We start from the raw sequence: 17,411 nt of genomic DNA, 5'->3' as shown, positions 1-17,411 counted from the left end.
CAGCGGGGCTTTTTTTGCCCTTAAATATTTTTGCAAACAAATAAAATATTTTTAAACTAACACGTGAAATTATTTTATTTAACCTTTTTCTTCATTATATCGACTATAACAGCGTCAACGTCGCACATTCCGGTAATTGATATATTGCCCAGGTTTTGTATGGTTTCTTCGGCTGTTTTACCTATAAATCCTTCAAGTTCCGTAATGCCGTAATTGTTAAGGCCCATATAGGCGGCTCTTATAGCGCTGTCAACGGAGCTTACCACCTTTAAAGCGCAGCCGCTTTTTGCCCCGTCGCATAACATGCCGCCGATATCGCTTATAATATTATTTATGGCTAATGTTATTTTTTTTAAATCGCCGTTTTGCTGGTAGACAATAGCTCCCGCGGCGCCGACTCCCGCGGCTATGGCGCAGCCGCATAGAGGAGAAAGACTTCCCGTATAAACTTTAACATATCCGTTAAGTAAATGAGAAAAAGCTATGCTTTTTAATATCTTTTCTTCTTTTACCTTTGATTTTTTACCCACGTTATAAGGCACTAAAATGGCCACTACGCCCTGATTTCCGCTTTCGCCGCTGCTCATTACCGGTACGGCAATGCCGTCCATCCTTGCGTCGGCCACGCGGGCGGCCATTATTTTAGTTTCGGTAACAAGATTTTTTTGCAAAATACTTTTTTCCACAGTGCTTTCTAAAAAAAAGCCTACTTTTTTTAGTTTTTTGCCTTCTTTACAGGCGTTTAAATTCATTTCAACGCCTTTTTTTATATATTTTAAATCCGTGTTGTCAGCGTTATCCGCAAGTGCTATAAGATCTTTTAATGTGGCTTTACCCAAAAGCTGCTTATAATTATCTTCTTTCTTTTTGGAAGGTTTGTTTTCAAAAATAACTTTGCCGTTTTTTGTTAATTTGCTGACCGTGGTGTGGCTGTCCGATATAACACAGGAGGCTTTGTCTTTACCGTTTTCAACCTCTACTTTTATATAAAAGTGTTTTTTACAGGGAGCTACTTTGATAAACGCTTTTTTATCGTCTATTAATTGTTTGGCGCGCTTAAGTATTGACGGTGTGGCGGCTTTTAAAATTTCCATTTTTAACTGCGGTTTTGCTATCAAAAGCCCGGCGGTTCCGGCAAGTAAATTACCCCTTTCCCCGCTGGTATTGGGAATACGTACCGCAAGGCCGTTTTTAAATGTGCCGGCGTCTAAATAAAAAACCGCTTTTTGCACGGGTTTGCCCAATTCTTTAGCTGCGTAAGCGGCACATAAGGCCACGGAAACAGGTTCCGTACAGCCCATAGCGGGGTAAACTTGGTTTTTTAAAACTTCTTTAAGCAGGTTCATTATATAACTCTCCAAATAATTTTGTTTAATTGCCCGTTATCTGCGTTTCCTCAAGCGCGGGCGGCGGAGGAACAGGCGTTTGGTTTATGCCGTCCTCCTCATCAGTAAACATAGGTTTAATTTTATAAAACAAAAACGCTACCGTAAATGAAATAAATCCTATTAAAAGCCAGGGAATAATTTGTGATATCGGGCTTAAATACTCAATCATAACGCCCGCGCCGAACATGCCGGCCGCCGTGCCTATATGGCGCGAAACTTCCTGCATACCCAAATATCTTCCTCTTGCTTTTTCGGGCGCGATGTTGGAAATTAATGTATTGCTGCCGGGTGATATTGCCATTTCGCCCGTGGCTACAAGAGCTATGCCTATTGCGGCAAGGGTAAAACCGTGTGCCGCGCCTACTAAAATGTATCCGCTTCCGTATATTATACAGCCTATTATTAAAGCTGTTGTTATGCGCATATCAGTCATAATTTTACTTGCGTGGTATTGCAGCAAGACTACTATGGAGCCGTCTATCGTAAACAATAAACCTATTTGGGCCTGCGTAAGGCCTATATATTTTACCCCGTGCAGAGAAAGACCCGTTACCAACTGCGCCGCCACTACCGAAATTAAAAAAATAAGGGCGCAAAGTTTAGCCAGCCTTTGGTTTTTAAGTTCCAGAATCATATCGGTAAATTTAGATTTATGTTCTTTGCTTCTTACAAAAGTTTCTTTAATTTTTGCTTGAAGCATAGCTGCCGTGCCGATATAAGATACCGCGGTGATAATAAAAGCCGCGCCGAAAGAGTAGTTTGCTATCAAACCGCCCAAAGCGGGGCCTGCCGCCCAGCCCAAATTAAGGCCTATTCTTATATATCCGAAAGCTTCAAGCCTGTTTTTCGGGGCGACATTGTCCGCCACCCAGGCGTTTGACGAAGGACGGAAAAACGCGCCGAAAAAGCTTGCTATCATATGAAAGATTATAATCCATATATAATGCGCGTCCAAAATCATTCCAAGGCCCATTAAAGCTAAAAAAACCGCCCCTAATACGAGCGAGGCGTTCATTAATTTCTTTCTGCCGAAAATGTCCGAAAGTTCCCCGCTTATGCCGCTCGCGAAAGCCCTGCCTATAGTGGAAATAGCTATAACCGCGCCTACCATACTTGCGGGCAAAGCGCGCTCTACGTTAAGATATATCGCAAAAAAAGGCACGCTCATTCCATAGCCTGCCAATATAAGCGCGTTAGCGAGTGTGATTATAAAAATTTCACGCGTCATTTTCATATAACAAATTGTAACATTTATAAATTAGTAACACTTAAAGGAAATTTTTATTATAATTATATTTGTTTAATTAGCGCAAATAAGTTATTAAAGTTTAGGAGAAAAAACATGTCTGATATCAGAAAATATATAGCTGAATGTGTAGGTACGATGTTTTTGGTTTTTATGGGTTGCGGCAGCGCTGTTTTGGCGGCAAACCATGTAGGTAATTTAGGCATATCTTTTGCTTTCGGTTTAAGCGTACTTGTTATGGTGTACGCTATAGGGCCTGTTTCAGGCTGTCATATTAACCCCGCTATTACTTTAGCCATGCTTGTGTTTAAAAGAATAAAGACTAAGGAAGCGGTGTGGTATATGGTTGCTCAGTTTATAGGCGCCGCTGTCGGTGCCGCTGTTTTATACGGCATAGCTAACGGCACTGTGGGATATAATATTTTAATTAACGGCCTTGGACAAAACGGTTATGGGGCGGTAGGTTCGCCGGGTGGATATTGCGTTTTATCCGGCGCTTTAATCGAATTCGTGTTAACGGCCTTATTTTTGTTTGTTATTTTTGGCGCCATTCACAAAAATACACCTGCGGGATTTGCGGGTATTGCTATAGGTTTTGCCTTGGTTTTAATTCATATAGTAGGTATTCCCGTAACAGGCGTGTCGGTCAATCCGGCAAGGTCTTTCGGCCCCGCTTTAATTAATCTGATAGCAGGGAATTCATTTCCAATGTCGCAGCTTTGGTTGTTTATTTTAATGCCTTCGCTTGGCGCGCTTTTCGGCGGGTGGATGCATCACGTGATTTATAAAGAAAGCAATTAATCTTTGTTTAAGCAAAACCCCTTCTTAGTTTATTAAGAAGGGGTTTTTTTATGCAAAAAGGGCCAAAAGTCCCAGCATTTATTAGGACTTTTGGCCCTTGCGGACTAAGTAACTCAATCGTAGAATATAAATACTATGATAATACTTAAAAAACTTATATCAATATTTTTATGCGGGGTTTTAATTTGCGGTAATTTATCCGCCCAAGTGCCCGCCGGGGAAAAACACCCTCAAACACTAAAAGAATACCAAACACGTCTTAAACAAGACGAAGTTACTTTAGCCGGTATGAATATTCCTTTAAAAATTTTTATCGGAGGCGGCATAGCTTTTGTGGCTTATAAAATTTTAAACACGGCCAGTGTGATAAGAGTTGATGTAAAAGTAGGCGGATATATTGTAGAAAACTATCATCTTAATAAATCTTTTATAGATGATGTTATAGATTACGCCACCGTAACAAAAGATGTGAACTTACGAAATAAATTTCTAACTTTAAGAAGAAGAGGGGTTAGAAGCGGCAGCGGGTTTTTGGATTCTTTTGCTACGTTAGAAGCTCATGAAGTTTCTTTAAATATACAGAACTGGCAAAAACTTAGACTATCCCCAAAAATATCAAAAAGTACTTATATGATTGGAGCAATTGACGATATTTCCTTTAGTTCCGCTTATATACTTAAAGAATACCTTGATGAAAGGATGCCCGTAAAAAAATTTTTACAAATGAAGGAAAAGTTATATGCGAATATTGAAAACACCACAGACTTGATACCTGTAAAACGGTTAAGAGAGGAAATTTTTGTAAATAAATTGCCCCAAACCGAACAGGCTCAAGCATTATTGGAATTAAAAAAATACAGAAATGCTTACCTTGAAGGTAAAGGTATGATTTATGAACATGCCGCCGTTAGAGATGAAAGCTGGGCGCTTCGTAACGCCAAGGGCGTTAAAGGTATTGTTAAAAGATTTTTATGGGTTTCGGCGTTGCTTTTTACGGTTGATACTCTCAGCGCCAAAACAAGTGATGACGCGGCTGTTATAAGAATAAAAAATAATTTCGCTTTATTTTTACAGGCTGATGACTCCGTTTTAAATCAAATAGAAAAAAATAAAGAATTAACCGCCGCTATAAAAGTTATTTTAGACGACGTTCACGATCTGGCGCAAAAACCAGAAGAAGCGCTGCTTGAAGAACAGAAAAAGCATGAAGATTTAAAAAAGCAGGTGAAAGTAAAACTTGAAAATAAAGTAAATTTAAAAAAATACGGTATAAAATAAAAAATCGCCGCTTAACGGCGGGAATTTTTTTGCCTAAACGGTACGTTTACGGGAGTGTAAATAGCATTTATAATTATAAGAAGATATTTCCAATATCTAATTTCCCTCTTTATTATTTAATAAAAGTCTTTTGCCCTGCTTACCTAAATAAAAAAACCTTCCGTTCGGGCGGAAGGTTTTTACTTTGAATTTAATTTTTTAATTCAGCCTGTGCATTTTTGAACCGGAGGAGTTTGTTTGTGATGTTTTTTGCGCTCCTACAGCCACACATAAACCAGCGGGAGTTGTGGAAAGCTGCACGCAGTATATACACGGGGATTTTTCTGTAGAAGAGCAAGTCTCTGTACCGGGAGGGTAAGCCATAACCGTAAGCCCTCTCATTGTTATAGCGCAATTTGAGTTAGCAGTAATTTCTCCCATTCCCCAAACGTTTTCCTTTAATATTATCTGGTGTTTACCGTTTGTATAGTATTGTCCTCGCGCGTCGGAAGCGCACAAAGTAAACCCGGCGGTAACATCTATATCAAGTTCGTCAACGCTGGTAGCGTATCTGCCCATAGCAAGAAAAACCCTTTCCTGGGCGTCCGTAAGAGCTTTATTCATAAGTATAAGCTGTGACATTCTGCTTTTTGCCACGGCTTTATTATATTGTGGCAAGGCTATAGCAGCCAAAATACCTATTATAAGCACAACAACAAGAAGTTCAATTAAAGTAAAAGCTTTTTTATTATTTAAATGTTTTCTCATAATAAGTATATTAGCAAAAAATTAAACATCTTTTATTAAAATGAGTAATTAAATGAGCTAAAATATTTAAATAATTTAAAAGAGCAGGGAATTCATTTTTAACGAGAAAAGGGTTTATTTTAATTAAATTTAAAAATAGTAAAGAATAAAGCCCCTTTTTATGAGCGGCTTTATTCTTTTGCGTAAAACGTAAAAAAACACGCTAAAAAGTTAATTTTTGAGCGTGTTTTTGTTTACAAAGTAAAATTGCGATAATAAATTATATCGGTTTGGCTGTAAATTGTCAATTTTACGTCGTAAAGTTAGTCTAAGCTAAAATTTGCTTAAAGCATCCTAAAGTTATAAAATATAATTATTAAAACCAATAAGCAATACGGTTTAAAATTTTTGTGGCCCGTTTATTACGGGTATCAGTTGTTTTAAATTTAAATAACAGGGGCCGTATAACCGCCCCATTACAGGAGAGTACCATATATGGCAAAATTAGTCGCAATGGACGGTAACAGCGCAGTCGCTCATGTAGCGCACGCAACGAATGAAGTTATCGCTATTTATCCTATCACTCCCTCATCAAATATGGGTGAGATAAGTGACCTTAAATCCGCCAAAGGCGAAAAAAATATTTGGGGTAATACACCAATAGTAAGCGAATTGCAGTCTGAAGGCGGGGCTTCCGGCACCGTTCACGGCGCTTTATCCGCGGGCGCGTTAACCACAACGTTTACAGCTTCCCAAGGTTTGCTTTTGATGATTCCTAATATGTACAAAATATCAGGGGAACTTACGCCTACGGTATTTCATGTTTCAGCCCGCGCTATAGCCACGCACGCCTTATCAATTTTCGGCGACCATTCGGACGTTATGGCGGTACGCCAGACAGGCTGGGCAATGCTTGCCAGCGCAAACCCGCAAGAAGCAATGGACTTCGCTTTAATCTCACAGGCGGCTACATTAGAAGCAAGGGTTCCTTTCCTTCACTTCTTTGACGGTTTTAGGACTTCACACGAACTTAACATGGTTGACCCTTTAACCAAAGAACAGATGCTTGAGATGCTAGATGCGGATTTAATAGCCAAACACAGAACAACAGCCTTAAACCCCGAACATCCTACAATTCGCGGTACGGCTCAAAACCCTGATGTTTACTTCCAGGGCCGTGAAGCGGTTAACAAGTTTTTTACCGCTACGCCCGCTATCGTTAAAAAATACATGGAAAAGTTTGAAAAAGTGGCCGGCCGCAAATATGATTTATTTGAATACGTGGGCGACGCTGACGCGGATAAACTTGTTATTATTATGGCTTCCGGCGCGGACGTTGCCGAAACAGCCGTTGAATGCTTAAAAGGAAGTAAGGTAGGCGTATTAAAAGTAAGACTTTTCAGACCTTTCTCAATCGAACACTTTGTAAACGCCATTCCTAAAACAGTTAAAAAAATAGCCGTTATGGACAGAACAAAAGAACCCGGCGCTTTGGGCGAGCCTTTATTCCTTGACGTTTGCTCCGCTTTCTTAACGGAAGAAGGCCGCAAAGCTTTCCCCGTTACGCCCATTATAGTAGGCGGCCGCTACGGTATCGGTTCAAAAGAATTTACCCCCGGTATGGTTAAAGCTGTTTTTGATAACTTAGCCAAAGACCAGCCCAAGAAAAGCTTTGTAGTGGGTATCATTGACGATTTGACTGACTCATCTCTTCCCAACTCAATTGACTGCGATTCTTTAGGCACAAGCGATACGTTCGGCGCGATGTTCTTCGGTTTAGGCTCTGACGGTACTGTCGGCGCTAACAAAAACACAATGAAAATCATCAGCGAAAAGTCGGACAATTATTCACAGGGCTATTTCGTTTATGACTCTAAAAAAGCGGGCTCAATGACAACATCACATATCCGCTTCGGCAAAAAAGTTATCAAAGCTCCGTATCTTATTGAAAAAGCTGATTTTATAGCCTGCCATATGTTCTCTTTCTTAGAAAAATATGACGTGCTCAGCAAACTTAAAATAGGCGGTACATTCCTTCTTAACGCGCCTTACCCGGCCGACCAGGTTTGGGACCATATACCCGCCGAAGTACAACAGCAGATAATAGACAAAAACGCTAAATTCTACGCTATTGACGCTTCCGAAATAGCGCTTAAAACAGGCATGGGCGCAAGAACAAACACTATAATGCAAACGGCATTCTTTGCTATTTCAGACGTAATTGAAACAGCAAAAGCCATTGAAGCCATTAAAGAAGCTATTAAGAAAACCTATTCCAAAAAAGGCGAAGAAATTGTTAACAAGAACTATGCCGCCGTTGACGCGGCTTTAGACGGTTTAAAAGAAGTAAAATATGATAAAAAAGTTACTTCAAAACTTAATGTAAAACCTTCTGTTCCCTCATCAGCCCCCAAAATGGTTAAAGAAGTGCTTGGTGAAATGATTGCTTTTAGAGGCGATAGTTTACCCACTTCAGCTATGCCCGAAGGCGGTATTTTCCCTACGGCTACAACACAATATGAAAAACGTAACATCGCGCTTTTGTGCCCCCAATGGGACCCCGAAGTTTGTATACAGTGCGGTATTTGTTCTTTAGTCTGTCCGCACGCCGCTATCAGAATGAAGGCCTACAGCGCGGATCAGCTTGACAATGCACCTAAAACATTTAAATCGGCAGATGGTAAAGCCGACCTTGCCGGCAACAAAGTAACAATACAGGTTGCCGTTGAGGACTGCACGGGCTGCGGCGCGTGTGTTTTTAACTGCCCCGCCAAAAATAAAACCAACCCGGAAAGAAAAGCTATCAATATGACGCACCAGCTTCCTTTAAGAGACACCGAAATTGATAACTTTGCTTTCTTCTTAGGTCTTAAGAGCGCAGAAGTTAAAACCAAAAAAGAAAGTATTAAAGGCTCACAGTTGCAAACGCCTTTATTTGAATTCTCCGGCGCTTGCGCAGGCTGCGGTGAAACGCCTTACGTTAAACTTTTAACACAGCTCCATGGCGACCATATTACAATCGCCAACGCTACGGGATGTTCCTCAATTTACGGCGGTAACCTGCCTACAACTCCTTATTGCAAACGCGACGACGGCAAAGGCCCTGCTTGGGCAAACTCCCTGTTTGAGGATAACGCCGAATTCGGTTTGGGTATCAGACTCGCTTACGACCAGCTTAAATCTGACGCCGAAGCCTTGCTTAAAGACGTTGCCGCCAACGTTAAAGAAGTTGAACCCTTGGCAAAAGAAATTCTTGAAGCCAAGCAAGTTTCAACACAAGACGTTGACGCGCAAAGAGCAAGAGTTGCCGCTCTTAAAGAAGTTTTAGCCAAGCAAAAATGCGCCCACTGCGCAAGGCTTGCAAGCATTGCGGATTACCTTATTAAAAAATCCGTTTGGATTTTAGGTGGCGACGGCTGGGCTTACGATATCGGTTACGGCGGTTTGGACCATGTTTTGGCAAGCGGTAAAAACGTTAAAGTTTTGGTTATGGATACGGAAGTTTACTCCAACACCGGCGGACAAATGTCAAAAGCTACGCCTATGGGCGCGGTTGCGCAGTTTGCCGCGGGCGGTAAAACACAGCCTAAGAAAGATTTGGGCATGATTTCCATGACATACGGCAATATTTATGTGGCGCAAATTTCTATGGGCGCTAACATGTACCAGGCCGTACAGGCTTTGGCCGAAGCGGAAGCTTATGACGGCCCGGCTATAGTTATAGCTTACGCGCATTGTATAGCGCACGGTATTGACATGAGCAAAGGTATGGGTGAAGGTAAAAAAGCAGTGCAAAGCGGCCGTTGGCAGCTTTACCGCTTTAACCCCGATCTTAAAGCCCAGGGTAAAAACCCGCTTACACTCGACAGCGGCGCGCCTACAATTGACGTTGCCGATTTTATGGGCGGTGAAAACCGCTTTAAAACATTGGCAAAAGCCAATCCCGAAGTGGCGGCAAAGTTGTTAAACCTCGCCAAAGCGGAATACGATTGGAGACGCAGCGTTTACGAACAGCTCGCAAACTTCAAATGCGACGTTAAAAAAGCTGATTAGTTTTAGAACAAAAAATCCCCGCTTGAAAGGCGGGGATTTTTTTATTGAAAATTGCTGTAAATTCTACTATACTTTTAATGTTATGATTTTGAAAAGTAAAATATATATTGGTTTAAACTACCGGCGTCAATATTAATTAAAGAAATACTTGCCGCCATTTTTTTTGCAATAATACGGCAGAGTAAAAAAATAAACGAATTTTAAGGGTGTAAAGGGATAATTTTTTGAAAAGCATAAAAAATATTATTTTAATGTTTGACCCGTATAAGCAAAGTTTTTTGTTTTTTAAATATACTTGGCTTACGGTTGTTTTTATTTGCGCGGCTGTTTGGCTTGTTTATGTTTTCCGTGACAGCGGCTTTATAAACGGAGTGCTTTATAACCCTATAGTTTATCTTCCAAACTTTCTTATTCACGAATTTTCGCACAGATTTGCGGGCCCGGTAATGATGATACTGGGCGCGCAATACGGCGATGCCATGAATTTTCAAGCAGTGCTTGTAATTATTGCCGGCAACGCGGGTGAAACATTGGTGCCTGTTTTTTTATTTTTTTGCGCTTTAAGGTTAAAAGGCGGACGTATGCTTATGCCTCCTTTGCTTTATTGGATTTCAACAACCTGGTACGACGTGGCGAGATATGTGTCCGACGCAAGAGCAATGACTTTTCATCTTGCTTCTTCTGACATGGTCAGCGACTCAAAACCCGGCACAAAAGGGGACTGGTGGTATATTTTGGACTATTTTGATGCGTTAGAATACGATATTTTAATAGGCCATGTTTTTTATTTTATAGCCGCGTTTTGCTTGGTTATGGCAATATTTAGCGCGTGGTATATTTTTACGCATCTTGAGGAATTTGCTCTTGAAGGTAAAAAAAATATTAACAAAACTCCGGTAAAAATGCAAACTTACGAGGAGCTTACTAAAGATCCTTTTTCTAATATTGTTCCCCCTCCCTCACAAACGGACAACTCCATGCATGTTATAAAAATAAAACCTAAAAACGAGGACCTATAATTATACTAGGTCTAAAGACCCATGTAATTAACACAGCCTTTACATATAATTATAGTTACTAAGACAGTACGGATAAGGCATTTTATGAGGAAATTATTTTTTATTTTTACGATTTTATCTTTTTCTTCCTTCCTTTTAGCTCAGGAAGCGCCCTCCGTTGCGGCTAAGAAGGATACGTCCTCTTCCCGCGCGTATAAAACTGTGCCGTCAAATGAATACAGACATTATGAAACGCCTGAGGTTGCTGGCTCAAGCCAACAGGAAGATAGAAAAAACCAAAAGCATTCAAAAGCTATACAGAACGTAGTTGAAAAAAGACTTACACCCGAAGAAAAAGAAAAAATTTTGGAAAATTTAAGAAAAACCTCCCAAGAAATAGAAAAAACTAAACAGGAAGCTCTTGCCGCAAGAAAAGCGTCTTCCAAAACTCTTTATGCCTTTGTTGAGGAAACCTCCCAAAACGGCGTGTATACTGAGGAAGAAATATCCGAAATAAAAAATTTTTTAATCATTTCCGTCACAGGCAGCGCGGATGGCGTGTCTGACTTTGACGCTAAGGAAGCTATAAATAAAGCTGATATTGACCAAAATTTAAAAGCTTTAGACCAAATCATTCTTTCGTATGACAAACTGGGTAATGTAAACGGCGTAGTGGAAACGCTTAAGATGAAACATTTTCTTAACGTGGTAAAAACTAAAAAAGAAGTATATGAAAACGCGCTAAAAAACGCAGTTTCCTCAAAAAATAAATAGCTCTTGATTTTACCTGAAAAAATTATTTACTTTTGGTGTATAGAGCAGTTATAAAAGGTTTCTGTACTATAAATTTGTTTAAGGAGAGATTTTATGAAATATACAATAATTCCTCCCGCGCAGGTTCCCCCATTACCGGTACCGCCTACTGTTTAATTTAAAACAATTACAGGCCCTTTAAAAGGGCCTGTTTTTTTTTGCTTTTAGACCCATAGCAAAAATAGGTCTTTTGGCCCATGAAATAGTTTAACCTCTTTTGTATATTTAATTAAAGGAAGTTCAATCCAAATGTGTCAATGGAGAAAAAAAATGAAAAATACCAAAGTTTTATTAGCAGTTTTATTTTTAGTTTTTGCTATTACTGCTAAAGCCGTTCCGCCTAAAAATTTTGACTTATCCGGAGTTAGTGAAAAAATTAATGTTTTGTTACAAGAAGATAACAAAACTAAATTTAAAAAAGATAACCCCGTTCTCCCGCAAAACGTGCATACAAACAATTGTGATGGTTACCATTGCGACGCTTATAACTGCGCCTTAGCGGGAAATGAAAACGCCCCGGCACACAAGAAAGGTACCCACACAAATAACTGCGACGGTTACCATTGTGACGCTTATAACTGTGCTTTAGCGGGAAATGAAAACGCGCCTGTTCCTCCTAAGCATAAACCGGTTCCTCCGCAAAATAAAAGCGGACACACAAATAATTGTGACGGTTACCATTGCGACGCTTATAACTGTGCTTTAGCGGGAAATGAAAACGCTCCGGCGCACAATAAAGGTACCCACACAAATAACTGCGACGGTTACCATTGTGACGCTTATAATTGCGCTTTAGCGGGAAATGAAAACGCGCCTGTTCCTCCCCAGACAAAACAAAATATTATAGATGAGGAATATTTCCAGTACGGCTATTATAAATTAAACCCTTATTACAACAGCGTTGATCCGCACAGCGTAAAATATGTTCAAACTAAAGAAAATGATAAGGATGTTGTTTTTGCAGTATTAAAGGACGGCAGGATTATTAAAAAAAATGATTCAAAAAAAATTAACCCGTATTACAATCCTTCGGATCCTCATTCAGAAAAATATTTAGATTAGTTCTAAACATTAAAAACACGGGATTATATATCCCGTGTTTTTTTGTGCCAACGTCAGAAAAGTTATATTTTAAAGAAGAGATTTTTATTTTTTGATATAATAAATATATAACGGGCGTGTAGCTCAGTTGGGAGAGCGCTTCGTTCGCAACGAAGAGGTCGTGGGTTCGACTCCCATCACGTCCAAAATTTAAAAAACGCGGATTGAAAAATCCGTGTTTTTTTATGAGAACATGGAACACCCCTGCGTAAAACGGAGGATAAATATAGCCTCCTGACTTCATAACGCCTCGGTCTTGTTGGCGTGGAAGCGCTGCTGTTTATTGCTGAGTTAAACCGCAAAGCGAAGCTTTGAAACAAAAGAAACTTCAGGAGCGGAATTTGGGAGTTTCATTTAATATCTATTGCAAAAAACTTATTTATTAATATAATGAATAATAGGTTATTAACAAAGGATATATATGAAAAAAGGCTTTACATTAATAGAGTTATTGGTTGTTGTGCTTATTATAGGCATACTTGCCGCTATCGCTTTGCCCCAATATACTAACACGGTGGAAAAATCACGTACGGCGGAAGCAAAAATTGTTCTTAAGGCTATGAAGGAAGCCCAGGAAAGATATTTTCTTACAACCGGCGCTTATACAACAGATTGGGATGATTTAGATTTAGAAAAACCTGTAAGCAAAAACTGGAATTACGTTATAGCGGCTGATTTATCAGTTTACGCTGTAAGAAATAAAACCGCGCCGACATATTTACTTGCTTACAGATTTAACAATCCCGTAGCGCGCGGAAGGGATTCTATTATCTGTCGTTCGGATACTGATACTGATTACGGCAGAAAAATATGCAAAATGCTTGGAGCTGCTGAATATGTATCCGAGGGTGGTTATGAAAATTGGGTTTTGCCTTTGTAATTAAAAATTTAATAAGATACTTATATAATGGAGGGTTTTATATGAAAAAAATAACAGTTTTAATATTCGCCGCGTTAGTTTTGGGCGCGTGCGCTTCAACAAGCGCTAAAAAGCAGGATTTTCCGCCTGACTTTTACTGCAAATCTGCCGCTGCTTACAACAAGGGGAATTTTGACGAGGCTAAGGCTTTGCTGGCGCAAGGCTGCGCGGGAGGCATTAACAGCGCATGCGTAAGGCAGGCTATAATAGCTATGGAGCAGGGTAATATTGCGGAAGCTTCCGCTATTTTTGAGCAAACCTGTAAAAGAGGCGACGGTGCTGCCTGCTATAACTTAGCTTTGCTTAAAGAAGATTCGGACGCTAAAGCGGCAAAAAAGTTCTATAAAAAAGCGTGCAAACTTAAAGTTGAGCAAGCCTGTGAAAAAGCAAAATAAATAATTTACGCAAAAAAACGCCCCGTCAAACGACGGGGCGTTTTTTTGCGTTTTAAAATCAAATCGGATGGTCCTTCCATCCGGTCATATTGGTTATCGGCGCCTGGGAAGTAAGCGTTTTGCAAATACTTTCGCCTGTCGCGTCATTATCCATACGTCTGCAAAATGTACCTGTAGTGCCAAAAATAATTTCATACCTTATCGCCTGGGGCGTGGTTCCCCCCATGCTTCTTACAACAACCGTTTGGTAGGGCTGCTGGCGCAGACTTATATCAAAATTTTTAAGTTTTATATTACCGAAGGTTGAAGCGCTGTCCCCGGCCGCAAGAATAGCCCCCGGGAAGTCGATATCAAGCTCATTCGGGTCAAAACAATAGTATCCGTTGGCCAGGTAATAAGCCTGCTCAGCCTGCCATACGGCTTTGCCTACTATATAGCCTTCAGCCGAGCGTGATTTTATAACCGCCTTTTGATATTGCGGTAATGCGATGGCGGCTAATATGCCTATTATAAGCACCACCACTAATAACTCTATTAAAGTAAATCCATTTTGTATTTTCATTTAAAAAGTATATAAGTTTTTATCTGTTACATCAAGATATTATTTGATAAAATATATTAACGTTTTAACGAGGGAGATTTTATGCCACAAAAAATTTATGTAAATCACATCGGAGAATATTTGGGCAGTGAAGTAACTTTAAACGGCTGGGTGTATAATATGCGTTCCAGCGGTAAACTTCATTTTATACAATTGCGCGACGGCAGCGGAATAATACAATGCGTTATTTTTAAAGGCAATGTAACGCCTGAAGTTTTTGATACGGCCGCTAATTTAACACAGGAAACTTCCGTTTCAATTACAGGCACCGTTAAGGAAGACAATCGCTCCAAATTGGGTTTTGAATTAGACGTAAAAGATATTAAAATTATAGCCCCTTCGGTTGATTATCCCATTACCCCCAAAGAACACGGCGACGCTTTTTTAATGCACAACAGGCACCTTTGGTTGCGCTCTTCCAAACAAACGGCAATTTTAAAAATTAGAGATGAAATTATTTTCGCTATAAGAAAATTTTTTCACGAAAGGGAATTTACTTTAGTTGACTCCCCCATTTTAACCCCGGCCGCCTGTGAAGGCAGAAGCACTTTATTTGAAACCGAATATTTTGGCGAAAAAGCCTTTTTAAGCCAAAGCGGCCAGTTATACGGCGAAGCCGCTGCTATGGCGTTGGGTAAAATTTACTGCTTTGGGCCTACTTTCAGGGCGGAAAAATCTAAAACCAGAAGGCATTTGACCGAGTTTTGGATGGTAGAACCAGAAGTCGCTTTTAACGATTTAAATGACAATATGGAACTTGCCGAAGATTTTATTGTATATATTGTTGAATCGGTATTAAAAAACCGCCGGGCCGAGCTTGAGCTTATAGGCCGTGATATAAGCAAACTTGAAAATATTAAAAAGCCTTTTCCCAGAGTTTCTTATACTGAAGCCATTAAAATTTTAAATGATTTGGGCAACCCCACGGAATGGGGCGGCGATATAGGCGGTGATGAAGAAACCTTAATCTCAAACAAATTTGACCGCCCTGTGATTATCCACAGATATCCCGCCGCTATTAAAGCTTTTTACATGAAGCGTGACCCGGAAGATCCCAAAGTAGTTTTAGCTATGGACGTTATCGGCCCTGAAGGCGCGGGTGAAATTATAGGCGGCAGTGAAAGAGAAAGCGACTATAACGCCCTTGTTGAACGTATGAAGGAGCAAGGTATGGCGCCGGAGGATATGGACTGGTACCTGGACCTTCGCAAATACGGCAGCGTGCCGCACAGTGGTTTCGGCATGGGTATTGAGCGTATGGTGCGCTGGATATGCGGTTTACACCATGTGAGAGAAACAATTCCATTTGCCCGTATGATGGATAAAATAAGACCTTAAGTTTTGTGTTGCCCGTAGAAAGAATTTATACCCGCGTAAAATAAGTTTACGCGGGTATTTTTTGTTACAATAGGATAATGATTTGAAATTAAAGGGGTTAAAGATATGACAAACATTAAACACAGATATTTGCAGGATTTGGCTTTCCTTATTGCTAAAATAGATAAAGAACAATCGGAAAATATTGACAAAGCGGCCGTTATAGTAGCGGACACTTTAGAAACAGGCGGTATAATACATACTTTTGGAGCGGGGCACAGCGCCAGCGTGGCTTTGGAAGGCTTTCACAGAAGCGGTTCTTTTGTGCAGGTTAACGCCGTTTTAGACCCTGTGCTTATGTTTCACTCGGGCGCGGTGAGAGCTACCGAAACGGAAAGAAAAGAAGGTTATATGCTAGATATATTAAAAACCCATTCATTCCAACCCCAAGATTGTATGATAATAGTTTCAAACTCCGGCCGTAACCCTGCAGGCATTGACGCCGCTCTTTACGCAAAAGAACGCGGAGTTAAAGTTATAGTAATAACGGCGTATCAGGCGCAAAAAAGCTCCAAGTCACGCCATTCAAGCGGCAAAAAACTGTCCGACATTGCCGACGTTATTATAGATAATCTTGCCGGTAAAGACGAAGCTAATTTAAGTTTATTTGAAGGCAAAAAGTTTGGTCCCGTTTCAACTGTATCCGGCGCGGCTATAATAAACGCCGTTTATTTTACCGCGGCCGAAAAGCTGTTAAAAAAAGGACATAAACCTGAAATTTACACAAGCAGCAACGCGGGCGGTGATGAAGAAAACGCCAAATATGAAAAAAAGTACGCTTCGCGCATCAAACATCTTAATTCTTAAGACTTAAACGTCATAAATTTTATAAAATATAGGCATAGCAAAATTAAGCTGTGCCTGTATTTTTTTATAAGGGCGTTAAACGCCCCATTTTTATGCTGTTTTGGCAGATAAAAGCTTAGTTTTTAATCTTAGCTGTACAAAAATAAGTTTGATTTAATTAATTAGGACACAAGGAGAGTAAAACATGGCTTGCGAAAACAAATGTGCTTACGAATGTTCCCATGAAGTTCAGCAAATGTGCTGTGTAGCTAAAGGCCCCAAGCACGGCCCCGCCCCTATACCTGAAGAAGGCAAATGGGTAAAAGCGACACAGATTTCAGATATAAGCGGTTTAACCCACGGCGTGGGTTGGTGCGCACCGCAACAAGGCGCTTGCAAATTAACATTAAACGTTAAAAAAGGCGTTATTGAAGAAGCTTTAATCGAAACATTAGGCTGCAGCGGTATGACGCACTCCGCCGCCATGGCCGCCGAAGTTTTAACAGGCAAAACAATTTTAGAAGCCTTAAACACCGACCTCGTTTGCGACGCTATTAACACCGCAATGAGGGAGCTTTTTCTCCAAATCGTTTACGGCAGAACGCAGACCGCTTTTTCCGAAAACGGCCTTCCCATAGGCGCGGGCCTTGAAGACTTGGGCAAAGGTTTACGCTCACAAGTCGGCACGATGTACGGCACAAACGCCAAAGGCGTAAGATATTTAGAAATGGCCGAAGGCTACGTGCTTGAAATGGGCTTGGATAAAAATGATGAAGCTATCGGATACAAATTTGTACACCTCGGCAAAATGATGGAAGCTATTAAAAAAGGCGTCGATCCGAAAGAAGCTTTTACAAAGAACGTAAACAGCTACGGCCGCTTTGACGAAGCTGTTAAAAAAATTGACCCGAGACACGAATAAGGAGAGC

15 protein-coding genes and 1 tRNA gene are annotated in these 17,411 nt (G+C 40.4%); 12 read left to right on the top strand and 4 right to left on the bottom strand.

Annotation, left to right across the window (positions count from 1 at the left end):
- Positions 1 to 74: 74 nt before the first annotated feature.
- Complete coding sequence (locus EMIN_RS04175) at positions 75 to 1,346, bottom strand: L-cysteine desulfidase family protein (protein ID WP_012414981.1); 1,272 nt, start codon at positions 1,344 to 1,346, stop codon at positions 75 to 77.
- A gap of 25 nt (positions 1,347 to 1,371) precedes the next feature.
- On the bottom strand, positions 1,372 to 2,622 hold the full coding sequence (locus EMIN_RS04170; RefSeq protein ID WP_012414980.1) for an MDR family MFS transporter: 1,251 nt from the start codon (positions 2,620 to 2,622) through the stop codon (positions 1,372 to 1,374).
- Between the two features lie 108 nt (positions 2,623 to 2,730).
- Between EMIN_RS04170 and EMIN_RS04165 the strand changes: the two genes are divergently transcribed.
- Together EMIN_RS04165 and EMIN_RS04160 are read left to right on the top strand one after the other, a co-directional pair.
- Positions 2,731 to 3,435: an MIP family channel protein gene (locus EMIN_RS04165; RefSeq protein ID WP_012414979.1), complete on the top strand. Its 705-nt coding sequence runs from the start codon at positions 2,731 to 2,733 to the stop codon at positions 3,433 to 3,435.
- Positions 3,436 to 3,570: 135 nt separating this feature from the next.
- Entirely contained in the window at positions 3,571 to 4,713 is a 1,143-nt protein-coding gene (locus EMIN_RS04160) for a hypothetical protein (protein WP_012414978.1), read from the top strand.
- Between the two features lie 198 nt (positions 4,714 to 4,911).
- Here the strand turns inward: EMIN_RS04160 and EMIN_RS09475 are convergent, their stop codons facing one another.
- Positions 4,912 to 5,460, bottom strand: coding sequence for a type IV pilin protein (locus EMIN_RS09475; RefSeq protein WP_012414977.1), 549 nt, complete (start codon positions 5,458 to 5,460; stop codon positions 4,912 to 4,914).
- A gap of 474 nt (positions 5,461 to 5,934) precedes the next feature.
- On the opposite strand from EMIN_RS09475, the gene nifJ reads away from it, so the two are divergent.
- The 7 genes from nifJ to EMIN_RS04120 all read left to right on the top strand — a co-directional run bounded on the left by nifJ (position 5,935) and on the right by EMIN_RS04120 (position 13,718).
- A complete protein-coding gene (nifJ, locus tag EMIN_RS04150) occupies positions 5,935 to 9,492 on the top strand; it encodes a pyruvate:ferredoxin (flavodoxin) oxidoreductase (protein ID WP_012414976.1) in 3,558 nt (1,185 codons plus the stop codon).
- 224 nt (positions 9,493 to 9,716) lie between these two features.
- Positions 9,717 to 10,511 (top strand): hypothetical protein, encoded by a 795-nt coding sequence (locus EMIN_RS04145; protein WP_041691255.1) that lies wholly within the window; start codon positions 9,717 to 9,719, stop codon positions 10,509 to 10,511.
- 84 nt (positions 10,512 to 10,595) lie between these two features.
- Entirely contained in the window at positions 10,596 to 11,264 is a 669-nt protein-coding gene (locus EMIN_RS04140) for a hypothetical protein (RefSeq protein ID WP_012414974.1), read from the top strand.
- 309 nt (positions 11,265 to 11,573) lie between these two features.
- Positions 11,574 to 12,365, top strand: coding sequence for a hypothetical protein (locus EMIN_RS04135; RefSeq protein ID WP_012414973.1), 792 nt, complete (start codon positions 11,574 to 11,576; stop codon positions 12,363 to 12,365).
- 112 nt (positions 12,366 to 12,477) lie between these two features.
- Positions 12,478 to 12,550 (top strand) — tRNA-Ala (locus EMIN_RS04130).
- A gap of 275 nt (positions 12,551 to 12,825) precedes the next feature.
- Positions 12,826 to 13,284 (top strand): type IV pilin protein, encoded by a 459-nt coding sequence (locus EMIN_RS08260; RefSeq protein WP_012414972.1) that lies wholly within the window; start codon positions 12,826 to 12,828, stop codon positions 13,282 to 13,284.
- Positions 13,285 to 13,325: 41 nt separating this feature from the next.
- Positions 13,326 to 13,718, top strand: coding sequence for an outer membrane protein assembly factor BamD (locus EMIN_RS04120; protein WP_012414971.1), 393 nt, complete (start codon positions 13,326 to 13,328; stop codon positions 13,716 to 13,718).
- Between the two features lie 58 nt (positions 13,719 to 13,776).
- Here EMIN_RS04120 and EMIN_RS09470 read toward each other — a convergent pair whose 3' ends face one another.
- A complete protein-coding gene (locus EMIN_RS09470) occupies positions 13,777 to 14,280 on the bottom strand; it encodes a type IV pilin protein (RefSeq protein ID WP_012414970.1) in 504 nt (167 codons plus the stop codon).
- An 81-nt stretch (positions 14,281 to 14,361) separates the two neighbouring features.
- Between EMIN_RS09470 and asnS the strand changes: the two genes are divergently transcribed.
- The 3 genes from asnS (at position 14,362) to EMIN_RS04100 (ending at position 17,404) form a co-directional block, all read left to right on the top strand.
- Positions 14,362 to 15,657, top strand: a complete 1,296-nt coding sequence (gene asnS / locus EMIN_RS04110) for an asparagine--tRNA ligase (RefSeq protein ID WP_012414969.1) — start codon at positions 14,362 to 14,364, stop codon at positions 15,655 to 15,657.
- A gap of 105 nt (positions 15,658 to 15,762) precedes the next feature.
- Positions 15,763 to 16,503: a sugar isomerase domain-containing protein gene (locus EMIN_RS04105; RefSeq protein ID WP_012414968.1), complete on the top strand. Its 741-nt coding sequence runs from the start codon at positions 15,763 to 15,765 to the stop codon at positions 16,501 to 16,503.
- Between the two features lie 184 nt (positions 16,504 to 16,687).
- Complete coding sequence (locus tag EMIN_RS04100) at positions 16,688 to 17,404, top strand: iron-sulfur cluster assembly scaffold protein (RefSeq protein ID WP_012414967.1); 717 nt, start codon at positions 16,688 to 16,690, stop codon at positions 17,402 to 17,404.
- Positions 17,405 to 17,411 lie beyond the last annotated feature (7 nt).

Origin of the sequence: Elusimicrobium minutum Pei191, assembly GCF_000020145.1 — a bacterium.
GTDB lineage: Bacteria > Elusimicrobiota > Elusimicrobia > Elusimicrobiales > Elusimicrobiaceae > Elusimicrobium > Elusimicrobium minutum.
Note: the sequence above shows the minus strand (reverse complement) of the source record. Positions and strands in the feature narration are given on the sequence as shown.

Coding starts and splice junctions, on each gene's coding strand:
- EMIN_RS04175 (WP_012414981.1), bottom strand. CDS start 1,346: ATGAACCTGCTTAAAGAAGTTTTAAAAAACCAAGTTTACCCCGCTATG.
- EMIN_RS04170 (WP_012414980.1), bottom strand. CDS start 2,622: ATGAAAATGACGCGTGAAATTTTTATAATCACACTCGCTAACGCGCTT.
- EMIN_RS04165 (WP_012414979.1), top strand. CDS start 2,731: ATGTCTGATATCAGAAAATATATAGCTGAATGTGTAGGTACGATGTTT.
- EMIN_RS04160 (WP_012414978.1), top strand. CDS start 3,571: ATGATAATACTTAAAAAACTTATATCAATATTTTTATGCGGGGTTTTA.
- EMIN_RS09475 (WP_012414977.1), bottom strand. CDS start 5,460: ATGAGAAAACATTTAAATAATAAAAAAGCTTTTACTTTAATTGAACTT.
- nifJ (WP_012414976.1), top strand. CDS start 5,935: ATGGCAAAATTAGTCGCAATGGACGGTAACAGCGCAGTCGCTCATGTA.
- EMIN_RS04140 (WP_012414974.1), top strand. CDS start 10,596: ATGAGGAAATTATTTTTTATTTTTACGATTTTATCTTTTTCTTCCTTC.
- EMIN_RS04135 (WP_012414973.1), top strand. CDS start 11,574: ATGAAAAATACCAAAGTTTTATTAGCAGTTTTATTTTTAGTTTTTGCT.
- EMIN_RS08260 (WP_012414972.1), top strand. CDS start 12,826: ATGAAAAAAGGCTTTACATTAATAGAGTTATTGGTTGTTGTGCTTATT.
- EMIN_RS04120 (WP_012414971.1), top strand. CDS start 13,326: ATGAAAAAAATAACAGTTTTAATATTCGCCGCGTTAGTTTTGGGCGCG.
- EMIN_RS09470 (WP_012414970.1), bottom strand. CDS start 14,280: ATGAAAATACAAAATGGATTTACTTTAATAGAGTTATTAGTGGTGGTG.
- asnS (WP_012414969.1), top strand. CDS start 14,362: ATGCCACAAAAAATTTATGTAAATCACATCGGAGAATATTTGGGCAGT.
- EMIN_RS04105 (WP_012414968.1), top strand. CDS start 15,763: ATGACAAACATTAAACACAGATATTTGCAGGATTTGGCTTTCCTTATT.
- EMIN_RS04100 (WP_012414967.1), top strand. CDS start 16,688: ATGGCTTGCGAAAACAAATGTGCTTACGAATGTTCCCATGAAGTTCAG.